We start from the raw sequence: 15,519 nt of genomic DNA, 5'->3' as shown, positions 1-15,519 counted from the left end.
TTATATGGTTAATATTCCCGATATTGGTGACAAAATCCCCCTGATGTTTCGCGCACAAACCAAAGGGCGATCGCAATTACAATATATTGACTCTAAAAAAGATGAAAATGATAGCCAAAAATGGGTAAAAGAATGGATAGAACGAGTCGATGAAAATCATCCCCAATTTGGTCAAGAAGTAAAAACCAAAGAATATCAAATATCGTGGCGATTCGTCACTAATGGGGGACAAGATGAAGGAATAATTCGGCCTGTAATGGGTGCTTATGGCATACCATTTTATCCCGGTTCCAGCATGAAAGGAGCCTTTTGTCAAGCTTGCACCCCCGAACAAAAACAACGTTATCACCTCGAAAAAGATAGCGATAACCCTAGTCTTTTGCGCTTCCATGGCGGTTATCCCGTTAATGATTGGACGGAAAATCTTTTAGATATTGTTCACCCGCAACAGGGATGGCAAGTAAAAACCCCAAACACTCGACAAAAACCCAGTGGAGAAAGTGGTTTTGCTTTAATTTCTCTCTATCAACCTACCCTAAAATTTGGCATTTCTACCTCAATAGAACAACCCGATTGGGAGGAGATTTGGACTATCTGGGAAAGAGCTTTAGAATCTGGTCTAGGATGCCGTGTTAGTAGCGGTTACGGCTTGCCAAAAGACATTAAACCTTCCAAAGAACCTTTATATAAATGTTTTCTGAAAGGCCAAGGAATGGCTCCTAAAAGCCTCGATGGTGCAAGGGAATTTCGACCCAATATTTTTCGAGGAGCAATTCGCGGTCATTCCTTGCGTATTTTTGGCGGTTTAACTGATGCTAAAAATGCCGAAAAGTTAGTTAATCAGCTATTTGGAGGAATTGACGGAGAAGCAACCCAAGGTTTACTAGCGGTCGATTTTTGTGTCAAATCTCTAGAGTTAGGAACCTTTGCCAAGGGTTACAAGGAACCCACCTACACAGTAACAGGAGAATTACGCTGGATTCTCACCCAATCTCTCCCCGAAAACCAGCAAGAATGCTTAAAAAAATTAATTTGTTTTCTCACTCGTTTTGCCATGTTATTAGGAGGATTTGGTAAATCATGGCGACGAGCAGATCATAGTATTTTCTATGAGGATTATTATCCCAATAAACCCTTAATTGGCTGTCATTGGCAATGGGGGGATAAAAGTTCTTTAATCAACGATAATAAAGTCAGAGATTTAACTCATGTTCATCCCTTTATCAAAGATGTTCGCACTATTGCTAAACAATGGATGTCCTTACAAGAAAATATCCCCATAACTCCCGATAATAGTGCTAAATGGCGAGAAAGTTGGCATCCTAAAAATGTCGAAGTTTGGGGAAGAATTGCCGAAGATAAAGATGATTCCCTAGCCATAAAATGGCTTCACAAAGCCTATCAAAAACTGGATAATTTAAGTATCTATAAAACCTCGGTGACAGGAATAGTAACAAAAAATATCAATCAAGTTGGTCGTCTTTGGTATCGAATGTATCCCAAAAATAATCATCAATACCTAGAATTATTAACAATTTTTCCTGATGACTCTGATGATTGTGCTTATTTTTTAGGTTTTCTAGACGAGAATAATGGTCAAGAGGGAAAATTTCAAAAAATTTGGCCGAAATAATCCCGTTTATAGTTAAGCACCTAAGCAAAATTAATGACAAATTAGGATTAGTTGGAAAGCAGAAAAAGGGTTTCTAAAAGAAACCCTTTTTATAATAAATTGTGTCAAATATATCTTGACAAAAATCGATAAAAATGCTATAACCCAACGGCAATCTTCGCTTTATTGCATGAGTAGAAAATGGGTTTCTCCGAGAAACCCGTTTTCTGCGATCGCCAGTCAAGAAAAAACCCGATAATTCAACCTATTCCCTGGGATCAAAATCCGGCAGCGTCCCCAACTTGCGAATGGTTACTTTAACATCCATAGACAAAAAGTCATCAGCATCACCAAACCAAGAACCAGAAAGAGGTATGATTTGACCGGGATGACGAGCGATCGCCACTCGAATTAAATCAAAGCCGGCGGTAATTTGATTAGTCGGATCATAATTACGCCAACCGGCCCCGGGTAGATAAACCTGTAACCAAGCATGGGTAGCGCCAGAGCCAGTCATCCCCACTTCGCCACCGTCGAGGGCAGCATCGTAGAGATAGCCACTGACAAAACGACAGGCTAAACCCAATCTTCGCAAAGCTTCGATCATTAACCAAGCATAATCGCGACAAGTTCCCGACTTTAGCCGCAGGGTTTCTCCGGGGGATTGAGTTCCTTCACTCTCCCGGGCTTGGTAAGTAAAATTATCTTTGATAGCCGCCATCATTCTTGCCATGGCATCGAGGGTATCATCTTGGTCCCCCGCTACAAAACTTTTGGCCCAAGCTGCCAAGCTGCCGTCGGCATCCTCAGCGTGGGGACGCATAAACACCACCAGATCTAACCATTCATCGGGGGTGTACTGGATGGGAATTTCGATCGCCCGTTGATCCAGGGGAAAATCAGCGATCGCTTTTAAGCCAAAATGTTCCGCCCGTAATCGACAGGTAACGATTAATTCTGACGCTGGTTCAGCAAATTCAAGCTCTACCACGTTGTTAGATAGAGTATCCATAGTCCAGCGCGTTTTGGCGGCAATATTCGCTTCTACAGAATAACTGATAATTCTTTCACCGTGACCGGCACTAGGCAAAAAAATCGCCCGATGTTCCCCAAAAGTTACCGGTTTACGATAATGATAGGTGGTGATGTGTTCCAAGTCGTAGATGACACTCATCCTGATTATCCTTAATAAAGTAGCTGGTTATAATTGAAGATAAATCCCCCCTTGATCCCCCCTTAATCCCCCCTTGATCCCCCCTTAATCCCCCCTTGATAAGGGGGGTATCTGACAATTTTTAACACCCACCTACTTAATCACTGATAACTGATAACTGAAATGACCTCTGACCCGTCCCTCGATCGAGCTTGGAATACCGAAGACCTAGAACAAGCACTTCGAGGTGTCGGCACTATTCAAGAAGAACTCAACTACAATCAGGCACGCAATTCTCTGAGCAAACTTGTCGATCGTCTGGATCTTACCTCGATCGAGAAAATTGGTCTAGAAGCGGAGATCGATCACCTAGTGGCCCTGCTGGAAAAACTTGATCGCTCCCTGATTCAAATTGCCGCTTTTGGTCTGGTGGGCCGGGGAAAATCCTCGATTTTAAATGCTCTGGTCGGTCAAGAAATCTTTACAACCGGTCCTTTACACGGAGTTACCCGCACCATTAAAGGGGTAAATTGGCAGTTAAGCAGCGATGATACTTTCCCCAATCTAGCGCGTCTGACCCTGAACGGCCAGGGTAATGCTCAGGTGCAATTGCTTGATACTCCCGGTATTGATGAGGTAGATGGGCAAACGAGGGAAATTCTCGCCTGTCAGGTGGCGCAGCAGGTGGATTTAATCCTTTTTATCATCTCCGGTGATATGACCAAAGTGGAATTTTCCGCCTTGGCCAAGTTACGCGAAGCGGGAAAACCGATGATTTTGGTCTTTAATAAAATCGATCAGTATCCGGAAGTCGATCGCCTCGCTATCTATGAGAAAATCGCCTCAGAACGGGTGAAAGAATTACTCTCCCCCGATGAGATTGTTATGGTGGCAGCCTCTCCCCTCCTGACGGATACCGTCAAGGAGCAGGATGGGCGGCTAAAAACGCAACGATTTCGGGGAAAACCCCAGATAGAAGCTCTGAAACTCAAAATTTTGGAAATTCTAGAGCGAGAGGGTAAATCGCTCGTAGCACTCAATTCTATGCTGTATGCGGACGAGGTAAACGAGCAAATTGTCGCCCGCAAAATGGCTATCCGCGATCGCGGGGCTAATCAATTGATTCAAAAAGCAGTGATGATCAAAGCATCGGCGATCGCTCTTAATCCAGTGACGGTGTTGGATCTGTTTACGGGAGCAGTTATCGATCTGGCCATGATTCTCGCTCTTTCTCGCTTATACGGCATCGATTTAACTCGTCAGGGGGCGATCGCTCTTTTACAAAAAATTGCCCTCAATATGGGGGGTATTAGTGCCAGCGAATTTTTAGCGGTTTTGGGCTTAAGTTCCCTCAAAGGACTGCTTGGCCTCTCGATTCCTGCCACTGGCGGCATTTCTCTCCTTCCCTATACTTCGATCGCCCTGACTCAAGCGGGAGTTGCCGGTGTATCCTGTTACGCGATCGGCCAAGTGACGAAAACCTATCTCGCTAATGGGGCCACTTGGGGACCCGATGGCCCGAAGGCAGTGGTAGCCAGTATTCTCGATTCCCTCGATGAAACCTCGATTCTCAACCGGATTAAGCGGGAATTAGGCTCAAAATTGGCGGGTGGGGGTTAGGAGAAGTGGGAATTATGAATTATGAATTATGAATTAGGAAGTGGGGAAGTGGGAAGTGGGAAGTGGGAAGAATAAATAAAAATAATCTCCTGACTCCTGACTCCTGACTCCTGGCTCCTGACTCCTAATGGTTGATCACTGATCACTGACTCGATCAATCCAAGAAATGCTTACTATGGACGATCGCCGCTATAATAACTACCGCCCCTTGAATTTGATAGATCAGACGGTAGGCATAGGCAGACTTTTCTCGGATTGTATCATCACTAAATTCAGCGCATTTTTTCGCTTCTAGGGGACAATTTTCTAAAGAATAGCTTATATCAAGAATTCGACGCACGACGGCCGCCGCATAGGACGGGGAATCTCGACTAATATAAGATGCGATCGCATCCACGTCTTCAATTGCTTTGGGCGACCAGACAAGGCGATAATTCACTCGATCAGCCATTTGTTTAAAAGACCCTCAACTTCTTCTTGGGGGATTGTATTCTCCAGAGAGGCAGCGTTCAAACTTTGACGCACCTTCTCCAGAACGTATAAATGATACTGAATATCTTCAATTGAACAATCATCTGGTAATTGATTCAAGAGGGATTCAACTTTTTGTCTAATGCTATTCATACAAGTTTGACCGAAGTTTTTAAGGAAAAGTATAAATTTAAATTATCTATCAACTATCATCTATGGGCAGTTATCTTAATAGTGAGGTACGAAGTATCTGGTTTTAGGGAACAGAGAACGGTTAACAGTAGCTGGTCGCCAAGAGATAATGCCAAATTTCTTTATACTTCATCTTTAAGAGAAACGCTATATCATAGATAGAAAACTAATAGTTACGCATCCTATCTTATGCCATAGTCCCCGGAAAAGCGAGAAAAAGTTAAGAATAGATAAGCTGATTATCTAGCTTTTGTAACATTGGGGCGGGTATTCTGTTAAGAATGCTTAATAATTCCCCTATCTGCCCAATCCCCGCGACTTCTAGGCATTATTGACCGATAACCATCTAGCGGCCACAAGACCCCCCCAATCGCAGCAATTTTTTGTTACATTAGTTTACAGTTCCCTCAACGCCCCAGTGGGTTATTAATTTTAATGTCTTCTTCGGTTCCTTCGTCGGATTTTATACCCTTAATCGGTCAAGAAACAGAAATCTTTAACTGGGCAAAATCCCATTATCGTAACCATACCTTTGCCAAAGATGAAAAAGTAGCCACGCGCCCCGGACTGTTATACTTTGTGGAATCTGGGGCGATTCGTATTGTTGGTAAGGCACAAGTTAACGTTATTGACCAAAAATTCCCCCGTCAACCACCTATTGCCGATAGTGAGGAAGTATTTCTCGGTTTTGTGGGTGCAGGTCAACCTTTTGAGATTGTTTCTCAATTTCCCTTTCAATTACAAGCCCAAGCTCATCTAGACGGAACCGAGTTAGTCTGGTTATACTGGGAAGACCTAGAAAAATGGCCGCAATTGCGATCGGCTGTTATGGAAACTTTTCGCCATCAATACCAGCGTAAGTTATTTTGGTTGAGTATTCTCGGTCAAAAACGCTCCCTCGATCGATTAATGGGGTTCTTGGTTTTATTATTGGAAGAATACGGTCAACCCTGTGGGGAAGGGTATTATCTCCCCTATCCCCTAACTCACGCTCAAATTGCCAGCGCCATCGGCACTACCAGAGTAACAGTAACAAGATTAATCGGTAAATTGCGACAACAAAATTCGATCTTTTTTAAGCAGGATAATCTTATCGGATTGCCCAGTTTATTTTTGAGTCAGAATTAATTTTTCTGCTTTGGAGAAATATCTATCTAGGACATTTTGGGCGCACGCGATGCGCCCCTACCATTGGCGCAATAATATTGTTTATTGTAGGGGCGAATTGCATTCGCCCTCTTTGAATAACTTCTGCTGCTCATCATAAGTGAGAGAAAGTCACCAAACTGTGCATCCTATCCAAAAGTTAGTTTGGCTCTAGGTTTTAAAAACCCCACACAAGAAGATTCCCATCGCCAATCAGCAACCCCAGAAATCTATGACCCCTCTATCTGGCAACAAACAACCGAGATAGCTTATGACTGAGCCAATTCCTGATAAATTATCGGAACGAATCGATACAGGTGTTAGAGTCGCAATCGCAGAAGCAATTGAGAGACACCGCCTCTTAGGAGAGTCTATCAGCATTTTCAAAGATGGCCAAATCGTCACCTTAACAGCCGCCCAAATTCCGCCAAAATCTGCCAAAAAAACGGAAGTGTAAAAAATTGGTTGACTGTCTCAAATTTCACTATTCATAGAAACAGTTTCACCTATCCGAGGGATTTATATAAAGGTCGGTTTTAGCAAATTCCCGTTACGAAAATCAAAAGTAAATAGTATAATAGTACTGTTCTTTACTTTTCGAGGTATAAATATGACCTTAACAGAAAAACAAAAAAACCTTTTGCAATGGATAGTTAAAGAAGTACGGGCTGGTAATCTTAAAGAGGACAGTATTTGGTACATTAGGAATCTTACAGATTATGGTTGGGTTGATTACAAGGGTTCTGATAGCTGGCCTCCTTTCACATTCGCAACGTTCGATATATTAGAAGAATATGGTTATATTAAATGGCAACAAAAAAGCCAGAATCAATACAAGGGCACTCTAACAGGAAAAGCTTATGAAGCGGTTGATTCTAACTTTGCTGAACCCGACACCAGCCCAAAGCTTTACGCGGAAAACTATTACAACTTTGGAGAAACTATGACAGAAAATAAAGGAAACGTCAACATCAGCGGCGTACAGGGAAACGTGAGCGGAATTGCCGCCGCAGGCGAAAACCAAACCATGACCGGGGTTGCACTCGGACAAATTAGCGGTGTGGTCACGAACAGCATCGGTCAACTGCAATCGACGAATACCCCTGAAGCAACTCAACTGGCCACACTGCTCGAACAGCTTCAATCTGCGATCAAAAATGAATCCCACCTAACGCCGGAAGATAAAGCGGAGGCGATGGAACAGGTCAAAACCTTGGCAGAAGCAGGACAGAAACCTGAAGATAATGCACTCCAAAAAGCGGCAAAAACTGCTTTGAAAATTCTCAAAGGAACGATTGCCGGTTTGCCCGATGCTGCCAAACTGGCCGAGTCATGTGCAAAACTGCTCCCCGCAATCGCTACTTTGCTATCACTTTCTTAGATTGGCTAAATCTCCCCCAATCTCTTTACTGTTGCCTCTTGCCCCTTGCATGAGTGCCTCATCTCAACAAGCAATTCAAATGCGCGGGCAGCTTAATTGTCTTCTAGCTTCGTAGAGGATGACAGCAGTAGCGATCGCAACATTTAAAGATTCCACACCACCAAAGAGGGGAATTTTCACCGTTTCATCGGCTAAAGTCGCTAATTGGGGTGATAAACCAGCCCCTTCATTGCCTAATAATATTAAAGTCGGACGGGTAAAATCAATCTCCCAGTGGCTTTTGGTGGCTGTGGGTAAAGTCGCGATCGCTTTTACCCCCTGTGCTTGATATTTTTTCACTAAAGCCGATAAATCCGATTCTACCACCAGGGGCGATCGAAACCATTCCCCGGCGGAACTGCGGATCACTTTGGGGTTATCGATTTCGACGCTATCGAGACTTAACCAGATACCCTGTACCTCTGTAGCCACGGCAGTGCGGATAATAGTGCCGAGATTACCCGGATCCTGCAATCTTTCCAAAACTAAGCCCAATTGTAGCGGATTTTGGGGGACTGGATGAAGGTGATCACGGGCAATAGTGGCAATCACACCATCGGGATTAACCGTTGTCGCTAGGGAAGCGAGGACTTCCGGGGAAACTATCTCGACTCGTTTCGCTTGATTTTGAAGCTTCTCTGCTAATTCTCCCTGTCTTTGCTGCCACTTTTCAGTATAACAAACCGTCTCTAGGGAACAATTCACGGCTAAAGCCGTCTCTAGTAAGTGGGTTCCCTCAATTAAGGACAAATTCTGCTCCTGTCGCTCTCTAGTGCGGTGTAGCTTGCGAATTTGCTTGATTAAAGGGTTTTGAACACTGCTAATCATAGCCAATCGGATTTTTCACCCCGCTAGGGCTGCCCTAAATAACTACGTTTTGAGGGAGATAATGCGGAACTCGGGACTTGAACCCGAAAGTCTTTGCAGACACTAGAACCTGAATCTAGCGCGTCTACCAATTCCGCCAGTTCCGCATTTTTCTTTCACAATCTCCTACTATACTATCGGACAATCCATAAGTCAAGATAGTTCAGATAATTAAGACAAAAATCGCTTTTCGGGGTAGAATCACCAATAATTTCCTCAAAAATCTGATAAGATGCAGTCTCATTTTACCGAAGCTTTCCTTAGCCAAGACTCCCAACTAAGATAAATGAATCATCCTATGACCATCGATACCGAGCATCCCTATTTAGAAATTCAAGGTCGTCACTCTCTCCGGGGTGAAGTCAAGATCAGTGGTGCCAAAAATGCCGCTCTCGTGATTATGGCGGGAGCTTTACTCTGCTCCGACGAGTGCCAGATTAGTAATGTACCAGCCCTAGCCGATATCGAGCGGATGAGTCAAATTCTCTCGGCTTTGGGCGTGCAGGTCCGTCGCACCGGAGATAGACTAGAGATTGATGGCAGAGACCTCAAACAAGCTCAAGCACCCTACGATCTCGTCTCCCAGTTGCGGGCCAGTTTTTTTGCCATTGGACCGATTTTAGCCCGTTTAGGAGAAGCAAAAGTTCCCCTCCCCGGCGGCTGCGCCATTGGGGCCAGACCGGTGGATCTGCACGTTAGGGGCCTACAGTCAATGGGTGCAGATGTATTAATCGATGGTGGCATGGTACACGCCCGCGTTAAGGGTAATGGTCGTCTGAAAGGGGCGAATATTTATCTGGATTATCCCAGTGTGGGAGCGACGGAAACCCTAATGATGGCGGCGACTTTAGCGGACGGGGAAACCATTCTCGGCAATGCAGCCCAGGAGCCAGAGGTGATTGATTTAGCCAATTTTTGTGTTTCCATGGGGGCAAAAATTCGCGGTGCCGGAACCAATACAATTGTCATCGAGGGAGTTTCCCGTCTGCACAGTACCGATTACAGTATCATTCCCGATCGCATTGAAGCCGGGACTTTACTGATAGCCGGGGCGATTACCCGCTCAGAAATTAGTCTTTATCCCGTAATTCCCAGCCATTTAGCTTCGGTAATTGCCAAACTGCACGAAATCGGTCCAGAAGTGGTGGAAGATGGTCCTAATCGTCTCCGGATTATCCCTAAAGACTTAAAAGCCACCGATATCGAAACCCTGCCCTATCCCGGTTTTCCCACAGATATGCAGGCCCAATTTATGGCTCTGTTAACTTTAGCCGAGGGCAGTAGTGTGGTTAATGAGACGGTTTTTGAAAATCGTCTGCGTCATGTGGCCGAATTAAAGCGTCTGGGAGCAGATATAAAGGTCAAAGGAAATGTGGCTTTAGTGCGCGGTGTGCCTTTCCTCTCCGGGGCGCCGGTGATGGCCACGGATCTACGCGCTTCGGCAGCTTTGGTGGTGGCAGGATTGGCAGCCCGGGGGACTACTATTGTGCAGGGACTCCATCACCTCGATCGAGGTTACGATAATTTAGAGGGTAAATTAGGAGCATTAGGGGCAAATTTACGCCGGGTTGATCCTTTGGCCTCAGAATTAGCTACCCTGACCCAATCTTAACAGGATGATTAGTTATCGCTGTTCTATCGATGTTGAGTGGATTCTCTTGAGAAACAATATAGGACAGCGTTAATCGTGCTTGGCTGTTCTATATTGACGGAACCTTTCATCAGCGATCGCATTTACCAAATCTTAGCCATTACTAATACAAACCCCGGCAATTCTGGATCACCACTAATGGTTTCAGGAGCATTTAAAATCTCCGGTTCTCGATGGGGGCGATAAATATAGACTTGGCGATTTTGGCGATCGATTAACCAACCCAATAAAGTACCATTGGCAATATATTCCTCCATCTTTTTCTGCAAACTGGATACTGTATCACTAGCAGAACGTAATTCAATGACAAAATCGGGACAGATGGGGGCAAAAGAGGCTTTTTGTTTTTCTGTTAAAGCATTCCAGCGTTCTAATTTAATCCAAGCAGCATCCGGTGAACGAGTCGCACCATTGGGCAGCGTAAAACCCGCACTAGAATCAAACCCAAGCCCCGTTCCATCTAGTTCTGACCAGTTCCCCAGTTGCAGAGCTATATTAAAATTGCGATTACCCGTATCTGAAAAAGCAGCAGGCATAACGATCACTTCTCCACTAGCACTGCGTTCAATGCGTAAATCTCGATTGGCTAAACAAAATTCATAAAATTGCTCCTCCGTCATCGGCATAATCCAAGGAAGATCAATCATCAAAGGAGCCGAGGTCGCTTGTACAAGTAGTGTCGTCATATTTTCGCCCTACTCAAGAATTACACGAATTAACAACTGAATGCCCTTCAATCTTAACTTAGCTCTTGTCAACGGCATTATTAACTACCAAAAGATAGAATGCGATCGCTCTTAACCTTGCCAAAGAAGCCTGACGGAGAGTAATGTAAATATTTATAAAAATGTAGCTTAGAATACATTTGTGGGGGGGGGTAATGTGTATCATACGGACGTGAAATTAACACTGTAAAGTTAACACAGGAGAAAGATAATGAATCACGTTTGGTATTTCTCACTAGGAGCAGTTTTTGGGGCGGTTGTCTCCGCTCCGATGGCGGCATATTCCTTTCCCATAGCATCCCCAGGCACTGAAGGGATAAAAGTGTTGGTAAGTAATACTTCTCCAGTAATAGCGACTTATGAGGGCAATTCTGCCTCGTTCAGCAACAGTTTGTACTTAATGCTTGATGGATTAGGCAACCCTGGTGACGATGGAGATTTTTCTAACGATCTTTTTATCTTCAATAATCTCTCTTCGACAGTGGGTAGTACGGTATCATTAGGTTCTTTTTCTATCGGTGCTGAATTGATATTCCGACTGTTTGTCCAAAATACAGGGAATAACTTTTTTACCGGACCCGCTAGCCGAAATCCAGACAACAAGACTCATGCCAGAGTGCAAGAAAACTGGATGCCAAACAAAACTTTAGTCAGCTTTGAAGATCTGTTTAATGGTCCATTTAATTACAATGACCTGAGCTTCTCTTTTACCAATACCAACACCGGTACTATGCTAGTGCCTGAACCCACCTCAACCCTCAGTCTCCTCGTCCTCGGCACTCTCGGCGCAGCTTCAACCCTCAAGCGCCAATTGAAATCCTCCAAATCCTCAGAAAAAGAAACCACAAAAGTCTCCTAATACCATCAATAAAATCCGACAATTCCCTTTCATTAATTAGAGGGGTTTTTATCAGTTGTCATACTAAATCCGTTGAGTAACGCACAGAAAACGGGTTTCTCCGAGAAACCCGTTTTCTACTCATGTGTTCTGCGAGCGAGATTTGCCCATAATTCAGCAGATATACTACCATTAATGCTTGGGAATAGTTTTTCCTAGCTTAGGGGGAGTGAAAGTTTAATTTTCCCTGAATCTTTCTAACAGTTCTGAGCGAGATAAATTAGCCAGAGAAAGAAGTAACCCGGTGCGTTCCGAGATAGGAAGTTGGGCAATCTGTTCCACCAGACCAGATAATTCTGCATCTAGGCTGCCAAAACGTCCTTCCAGAAGACTGGTTATCAGGGATAGTTGTCCTTCTAAACTGCCTCGTTGTATCCCTTCTTGTATTCCTTCTTGTTTCCACTCTTCTCGTTGTTGTAAATAAGCTGGTGATAGGTTCATAATGTCCTCCTGTTCTTCGGCACTTAAATTATCTCTTAATTCCAAACTCTTGCGCCAGTTGGCCAGAATTTCCAGTAAATTCTCTTGGAAAGGATTACCTTCAGGTAATTGCACTAATTCTTCTACTGCCCGTTTTTGCGTCCCTCCTTTCCCTAGTACCCTCAACCATAAAGTCTCCTCATTGACTGGTAATTGATGGATGGCGACGATTCCTGTTTTGAACAGGCTAGGGGAAAAATAAACTCCTTTTCCCCACTCCTCTTTCATCCCCTCTTCCGGTAGGAATGAAGGGGGGATTCCCACGACTTCTTCAATCATTCTCGCCGAAAAAGTAGGCGTTAAAATCCAGAGAACTGGTAGTTCAGCTTCAGTTAGAGTTTTGTTTGTCCGTTTCGCCTTCCTCAAGACCTCGCCATGAACCGCATATAACTTTGAGATGCAGCTGCGAATCTCTACCTCGGAGGGAGGATTACGGAAGGGTTCAAATAAGCAGCAAGTCGCCGCCATTTTAGCGAGTATGCCCAAGGGTAATTCAGTCCTTGATGCTGAACTGGCTGGTTCAAACCAGACATCGATTTCTTGAACTTCACTCTTGACTTTCTTGCTCTTTTTAATCGTCCCTAGAGACGCTAAGAGTTCTTCTAAATATTCCTTGGCAAATTGGTCGTGAATTTGGCGAGTCATTGCAGGGGATAATTAATCCGAGAAAGTGCATTAACAATCTTGTTAGATCATAGCAAGTTTTGAGAATTTATCGGCTCTTCTAGGTTCTGTGTGATAAGTTTAACTTAAGTAGCTGGTTATAATTAAATTAAAAATGGATTTTAGGTTCGATCCCCCCTGCCCCCCTTGATAAGGGGGGTGCCGATCCCCTCTTAATCCCCCCTTGATAAGGGGGGTGTCTGATAACTTTTAACGCCTACCTACTTATATAATAGCGATCGGTCTTTGTGTTCTTTGTGTCTCTGTGGTTCTTCACACTCATTGCTTAAATGCCCCTTCTCAAGTTCCCAGAGCTTAGTCACCAATATTGCGAAAGTGACAGAAAAGGGATAATCTTCCACTCAATTGCCCAAAATAAAGGCTAGAATCGAAATATAGTATCGATCGCTACGGATTTTTCATGAATTACAGAAAATTTTGCTTGGCTTTTTTGCTGTCCCTTATCCTCATCAACACCGGATTAGTTATGCCTAGTTACGCAAACGAAAGAGAATTGAGGACAATTACCGTAACGGGAGAAGGAATAGAAAATATCGCCACTTCTCAAGCAATAGTGCGCTTAGGCGTAGAAATTCAAGGCAAAGAAGCGGGTAAGGTGCAGCGGGAAACCGCCAATCGTAGCGATGCGGTGGTTAAATTTCTCCGTTCCCGTCAAGTGGAAAAATTGGAAACCACTGGCATTAGTTTACAGCCCAATTACGACTTCAGCAACAACCAAAGACGTTTAATCGGTTATATCGGGGCTAATTTGATTAGTTTTCAGGTTGATATAGCCCAAGCGGGGATTTTAATCGATGAAGCGGTCAAAGTCGGGGCAACACGCATCGATGGGGTCAGTTTTACTGCTGGAGAATCAGCGATCGCAGCTGCCCAAAGAACCGCTCTCATCAAAGCCACGGAACAAGCTAGAGAACAGGCTACAATCGTGTTACAAGCCCTCGGTTTAGTGCCGAAAGAAACGGTTTCTATCCAAGTGGGTAATACCAGTAATCCCGTGCCAATAGCCCGCTCAGAAGCGGTTTTTCGGAGTGCCGATGCTGCCAGTAGCCCGGTTATCGGAGGGGAACAAACCCTGCGCGCTGCTGTCACCCTCGAAATTAGCTATTAACATCTGTAGCTAGAGACAACTAACTACACATATCTAACTGCCTCTTGCCTGTTGCCTCATCAAACTTTCGCCCTCATCCGTGAATTATCCCAACTTTTTACCCACTGTTAGGGAGGGATTGAGTGAAGATACCTCCCTTGCTCTCCTCCAAAATATCCAACAAATTGCCATCGATAGCCCCATCTATCCTCGATCGATTCTAACTACCTATAGTCAACAAGGGCAAGGTCAACCGCCTTTTCTTCTCCTGCACGGTTTTGATAGTTCCCTGCTGGAATTTAGGCGTTTACTACCCTTACTCGCCCAAAATAGGGAAACTTGGGCGATAGATCTACTCGGCTTCGGTTTTACTGAGCGATACCCAGATTTACAAGTATCTCCGAAAACTATTAAAAGCCATCTTTACCATTTCTGGCAAACTGCGATCGCAGAACCGATAATTTTAGTCGGTGCTTCCATGGGGGGTGCAGTGGCCCTAGATTTTGCCCTCTCCTACCCGGAAATAGTGGCAAAATTAGTCCTGATTGACAGCGCAGGACTAGCTAACCCCCCAGTTTTGGGTAAATTGATGTTTTCTCCCCTCGATAAGTGGGCAACTAATTTTTTAGCCAATCCCCGCGTGCGTCAAAATATCAGTCGTACTGCCTATTTTGATGCAACTTTGGCCACTGTTGATGCTTGCACCTGTGCCAATCTGCACCTGAATTGTCCCCACTGGAGTGAGGCTTTAATCTCCTTTACCAAAAGTGGCGGTTATGGGGCATTTTTGCCGAAATTAAGCCAAATAAACCGAGAAACGCTGATTATTTGGGGAGAAAACGATCAAATTTTAGGCACAAAAGACGCGAAGATATTTCAGCAGGCCTTACCCAATAATCAACTGGTTTGGATTCCTCGCTGTGGTCATGTTCCCCATCTCGAAAAACCGGAACTTACCGCGGCCGCGATAGTTAAATTTGCGAACTAAAAACTTATAATAGGATTATTTGACCCTATAGTGCCAACTTTTATGAAATTTTTGCCGATCGCTCTCGCTACCTTCAGCCTTCTGAGTTTATCTGTCAATATTCCCCCTACCGTAGCCACACAACAGCTTTTTTGTCGAGGCCGCATGAATAACGGTTGGTCCTATTCAGCAGAATTTATCAATGGACGTTTTGAGCGCATTCGCTGGACGCGCTCCGGTCAACCTCCCCAAGTTTCTAGCCTTAGCTTTAAAAATACCAACAACAAAGGACAGCCGATTTATCGGGGCAGTTTATTCGCCGCAGTCAGTGTCACTCTGATAGACTTATCCAAAGGAGATGTCCGTCCCGGTTCGCAAATTTCCGTGGGAGTGGAAGAATGGGGTTGGTCGCGGGGAAACTGCGGTCTTAACAGTTGACATCCTCGCCGCCCTAAAAGTGCGGCGATTCCTAAACCTCACGATTTAAGTTTCTGCTTCCACCACCGTCGCATACCACAGTTAAAAAACCATGTACTGTCTTACACA

16 protein-coding genes and 1 tRNA gene are annotated in these 15,519 nt (G+C 44.4%); 10 read left to right on the top strand and 7 right to left on the bottom strand.

The window, feature by feature from the left end:
* Nucleotides 1-4 precede the first annotated feature (4 nt).
* Nucleotides 5-1,633 carry an RAMP superfamily protein gene (locus tag LW728_RS10050; RefSeq protein WP_287766548.1) on the top strand — a complete coding sequence of 543 codons (1,629 nt, stop codon included), beginning with the start codon at nt 5-7 and terminating at the stop codon, nt 1,631-1,633.
* A 244-nt stretch (nt 1,634-1,877) separates the two neighbouring features.
* On the opposite strand, the gene LW728_RS10045 is transcribed toward LW728_RS10050, so the two are convergent.
* A complete protein-coding gene (locus LW728_RS10045) occupies nt 1,878-2,786 on the bottom strand; it encodes a transglutaminase family protein (protein ID WP_287766546.1) in 909 nt (302 codons plus the stop codon).
* A gap of 162 nt (nt 2,787-2,948) precedes the next feature.
* Here LW728_RS10045 and LW728_RS10040 point away from each other — a divergent pair, with 162 nt between their 5' ends.
* Nucleotides 2,949-4,385, top strand: a complete 1,437-nt coding sequence (locus tag LW728_RS10040; RefSeq protein ID WP_287766544.1) for a GTP-binding protein — start codon at nt 2,949-2,951, stop codon at nt 4,383-4,385.
* A 154-nt stretch (nt 4,386-4,539) separates the two neighbouring features.
* Here LW728_RS10040 and LW728_RS10035 read toward each other — a convergent pair whose 3' ends face one another.
* Both LW728_RS10035 and LW728_RS10030 read right to left on the bottom strand, forming a co-directional pair.
* Entirely contained in the window at nt 4,540-4,836 is a 297-nt protein-coding gene (locus LW728_RS10035) for a type II toxin-antitoxin system RelE/ParE family toxin (RefSeq protein ID WP_002737690.1), read from the bottom strand.
* Nucleotides 4,821-5,009 (bottom strand): hypothetical protein, encoded by a 189-nt coding sequence (locus LW728_RS10030; RefSeq protein ID WP_002737442.1) that lies wholly within the window; start codon nt 5,007-5,009, stop codon nt 4,821-4,823. Before LW728_RS10030 ends, LW728_RS10035 begins: the two co-directional genes overlap by 16 nt.
* Nucleotides 5,010-5,483: 474 nt before the next feature.
* Between LW728_RS10030 and LW728_RS10025 the strand changes: the two genes are divergently transcribed.
* The 3 genes from LW728_RS10025 (at nt 5,484) to LW728_RS10015 (ending at nt 7,575) form a co-directional block, all read left to right on the top strand.
* On the top strand, nt 5,484-6,176 hold the full coding sequence (locus tag LW728_RS10025; protein WP_287766542.1) for a Crp/Fnr family transcriptional regulator: 693 nt from the start codon (nt 5,484-5,486) through the stop codon (nt 6,174-6,176).
* Nucleotides 6,177-6,465: 289 nt separating this feature from the next.
* Complete coding sequence (locus LW728_RS10020) at nt 6,466-6,651, top strand: hypothetical protein (RefSeq protein WP_002737595.1); 186 nt, start codon at nt 6,466-6,468, stop codon at nt 6,649-6,651.
* Between the two features lie 153 nt (nt 6,652-6,804).
* Entirely contained in the window at nt 6,805-7,575 is a 771-nt protein-coding gene (locus LW728_RS10015; protein ID WP_287766540.1) for a hypothetical protein, read from the top strand.
* A gap of 75 nt (nt 7,576-7,650) precedes the next feature.
* Here LW728_RS10015 and LW728_RS10010 read toward each other — a convergent pair whose 3' ends face one another.
* Nucleotides 7,651-8,442: a TrmH family RNA methyltransferase gene (locus LW728_RS10010; protein ID WP_287766538.1), complete on the bottom strand. Its 792-nt coding sequence runs from the start codon at nt 8,440-8,442 to the stop codon at nt 7,651-7,653.
* Between the two features lie 62 nt (nt 8,443-8,504).
* Nucleotides 8,505-8,588: transfer RNA gene (locus tag LW728_RS10005), tRNA-Leu, on the bottom strand.
* 191 nt (nt 8,589-8,779) lie between these two features.
* Here LW728_RS10005 and murA point away from each other — a divergent pair.
* Nucleotides 8,780-10,093, top strand: coding sequence for a UDP-N-acetylglucosamine 1-carboxyvinyltransferase (murA, locus tag LW728_RS10000; protein WP_287766536.1), 1,314 nt, complete (start codon nt 8,780-8,782; stop codon nt 10,091-10,093).
* Nucleotides 10,094-10,215: 122 nt separating this feature from the next.
* On the opposite strand, the gene LW728_RS09995 is transcribed toward murA, so the two are convergent.
* Nucleotides 10,216-10,818: a Uma2 family endonuclease gene (locus LW728_RS09995; protein ID WP_287766534.1), complete on the bottom strand. Its 603-nt coding sequence runs from the start codon at nt 10,816-10,818 to the stop codon at nt 10,216-10,218.
* A gap of 250 nt (nt 10,819-11,068) precedes the next feature.
* Between LW728_RS09995 and LW728_RS09990 the strand changes: the two genes are divergently transcribed.
* Nucleotides 11,069-11,716 carry a PEP-CTERM sorting domain-containing protein gene (locus LW728_RS09990; RefSeq protein WP_045356323.1) on the top strand — a complete coding sequence of 216 codons (648 nt, stop codon included), beginning with the start codon at nt 11,069-11,071 and terminating at the stop codon, nt 11,714-11,716.
* Between the two features lie 216 nt (nt 11,717-11,932).
* On the opposite strand, the gene LW728_RS09985 is transcribed toward LW728_RS09990, so the two are convergent.
* Nucleotides 11,933-12,880: an RpnC/YadD family protein gene (locus LW728_RS09985; RefSeq protein WP_004268193.1), complete on the bottom strand. Its 948-nt coding sequence runs from the start codon at nt 12,878-12,880 to the stop codon at nt 11,933-11,935.
* A gap of 439 nt (nt 12,881-13,319) precedes the next feature.
* On the opposite strand from LW728_RS09985, the gene LW728_RS09980 reads away from it, so the two are divergent.
* From LW728_RS09980 to LW728_RS09970, 3 genes are all read left to right on the top strand, one after another.
* On the top strand, nt 13,320-14,027 hold the full coding sequence (locus LW728_RS09980; RefSeq protein WP_004268195.1) for an SIMPL domain-containing protein: 708 nt from the start codon (nt 13,320-13,322) through the stop codon (nt 14,025-14,027).
* Nucleotides 14,028-14,106: 79 nt separating this feature from the next.
* On the top strand, nt 14,107-14,994 hold the full coding sequence (locus LW728_RS09975) for an alpha/beta fold hydrolase (protein ID WP_004268196.1): 888 nt from the start codon (nt 14,107-14,109) through the stop codon (nt 14,992-14,994).
* 42 nt (nt 14,995-15,036) lie between these two features.
* Nucleotides 15,037-15,411: a hypothetical protein gene (locus tag LW728_RS09970; RefSeq protein ID WP_110578215.1), complete on the top strand. Its 375-nt coding sequence runs from the start codon at nt 15,037-15,039 to the stop codon at nt 15,409-15,411.
* Nucleotides 15,412-15,519 lie beyond the last annotated feature (108 nt).

Source organism: Microcystis sp. 49638_E5, assembly GCF_021300285.1.
Lineage (GTDB): Bacteria > Cyanobacteriota > Cyanobacteriia > Cyanobacteriales > Microcystaceae > Microcystis > Microcystis aeruginosa_C.
The sequence above is the reverse complement of the archived record's forward strand: the minus strand, read 5'-3'. Positions and strand labels throughout refer to the sequence as shown.

Excerpts from the sequence above, each read along its gene's own strand:
- LW728_RS10050 (WP_287766548.1), top strand. The coding sequence starts at position 5 with ATGGTTAATATTCCCGATATTGGTGACAAAATCCCCCTGATGTTTCGC.
- LW728_RS10045 (WP_287766546.1), bottom strand. The coding sequence starts at position 2,786 with ATGAGTGTCATCTACGACTTGGAACACATCACCACCTATCATTATCGT.
- LW728_RS10040 (WP_287766544.1), top strand. The coding sequence starts at position 2,949 with ATGACCTCTGACCCGTCCCTCGATCGAGCTTGGAATACCGAAGACCTA.
- LW728_RS10035 (WP_002737690.1), bottom strand. The coding sequence starts at position 4,836 with ATGGCTGATCGAGTGAATTATCGCCTTGTCTGGTCGCCCAAAGCAATT.
- LW728_RS10030 (WP_002737442.1), bottom strand. The coding sequence starts at position 5,009 with ATGAATAGCATTAGACAAAAAGTTGAATCCCTCTTGAATCAATTACCA.
- LW728_RS10025 (WP_287766542.1), top strand. The coding sequence starts at position 5,484 with ATGTCTTCTTCGGTTCCTTCGTCGGATTTTATACCCTTAATCGGTCAA.
- LW728_RS10020 (WP_002737595.1), top strand. The coding sequence starts at position 6,466 with ATGACTGAGCCAATTCCTGATAAATTATCGGAACGAATCGATACAGGT.
- LW728_RS10015 (WP_287766540.1), top strand. The coding sequence starts at position 6,805 with ATGACCTTAACAGAAAAACAAAAAAACCTTTTGCAATGGATAGTTAAA.
- LW728_RS10010 (WP_287766538.1), bottom strand. The coding sequence starts at position 8,442 with ATGATTAGCAGTGTTCAAAACCCTTTAATCAAGCAAATTCGCAAGCTA.
- murA (WP_287766536.1), top strand. The coding sequence starts at position 8,780 with ATGACCATCGATACCGAGCATCCCTATTTAGAAATTCAAGGTCGTCAC.
- LW728_RS09995 (WP_287766534.1), bottom strand. The coding sequence starts at position 10,818 with ATGACGACACTACTTGTACAAGCGACCTCGGCTCCTTTGATGATTGAT.
- LW728_RS09990 (WP_045356323.1), top strand. The coding sequence starts at position 11,069 with ATGAATCACGTTTGGTATTTCTCACTAGGAGCAGTTTTTGGGGCGGTT.
- LW728_RS09985 (WP_004268193.1), bottom strand. The coding sequence starts at position 12,880 with ATGACTCGCCAAATTCACGACCAATTTGCCAAGGAATATTTAGAAGAA.
- LW728_RS09980 (WP_004268195.1), top strand. The coding sequence starts at position 13,320 with ATGAATTACAGAAAATTTTGCTTGGCTTTTTTGCTGTCCCTTATCCTC.
- LW728_RS09970 (WP_110578215.1), top strand. The coding sequence starts at position 15,037 with ATGAAATTTTTGCCGATCGCTCTCGCTACCTTCAGCCTTCTGAGTTTA.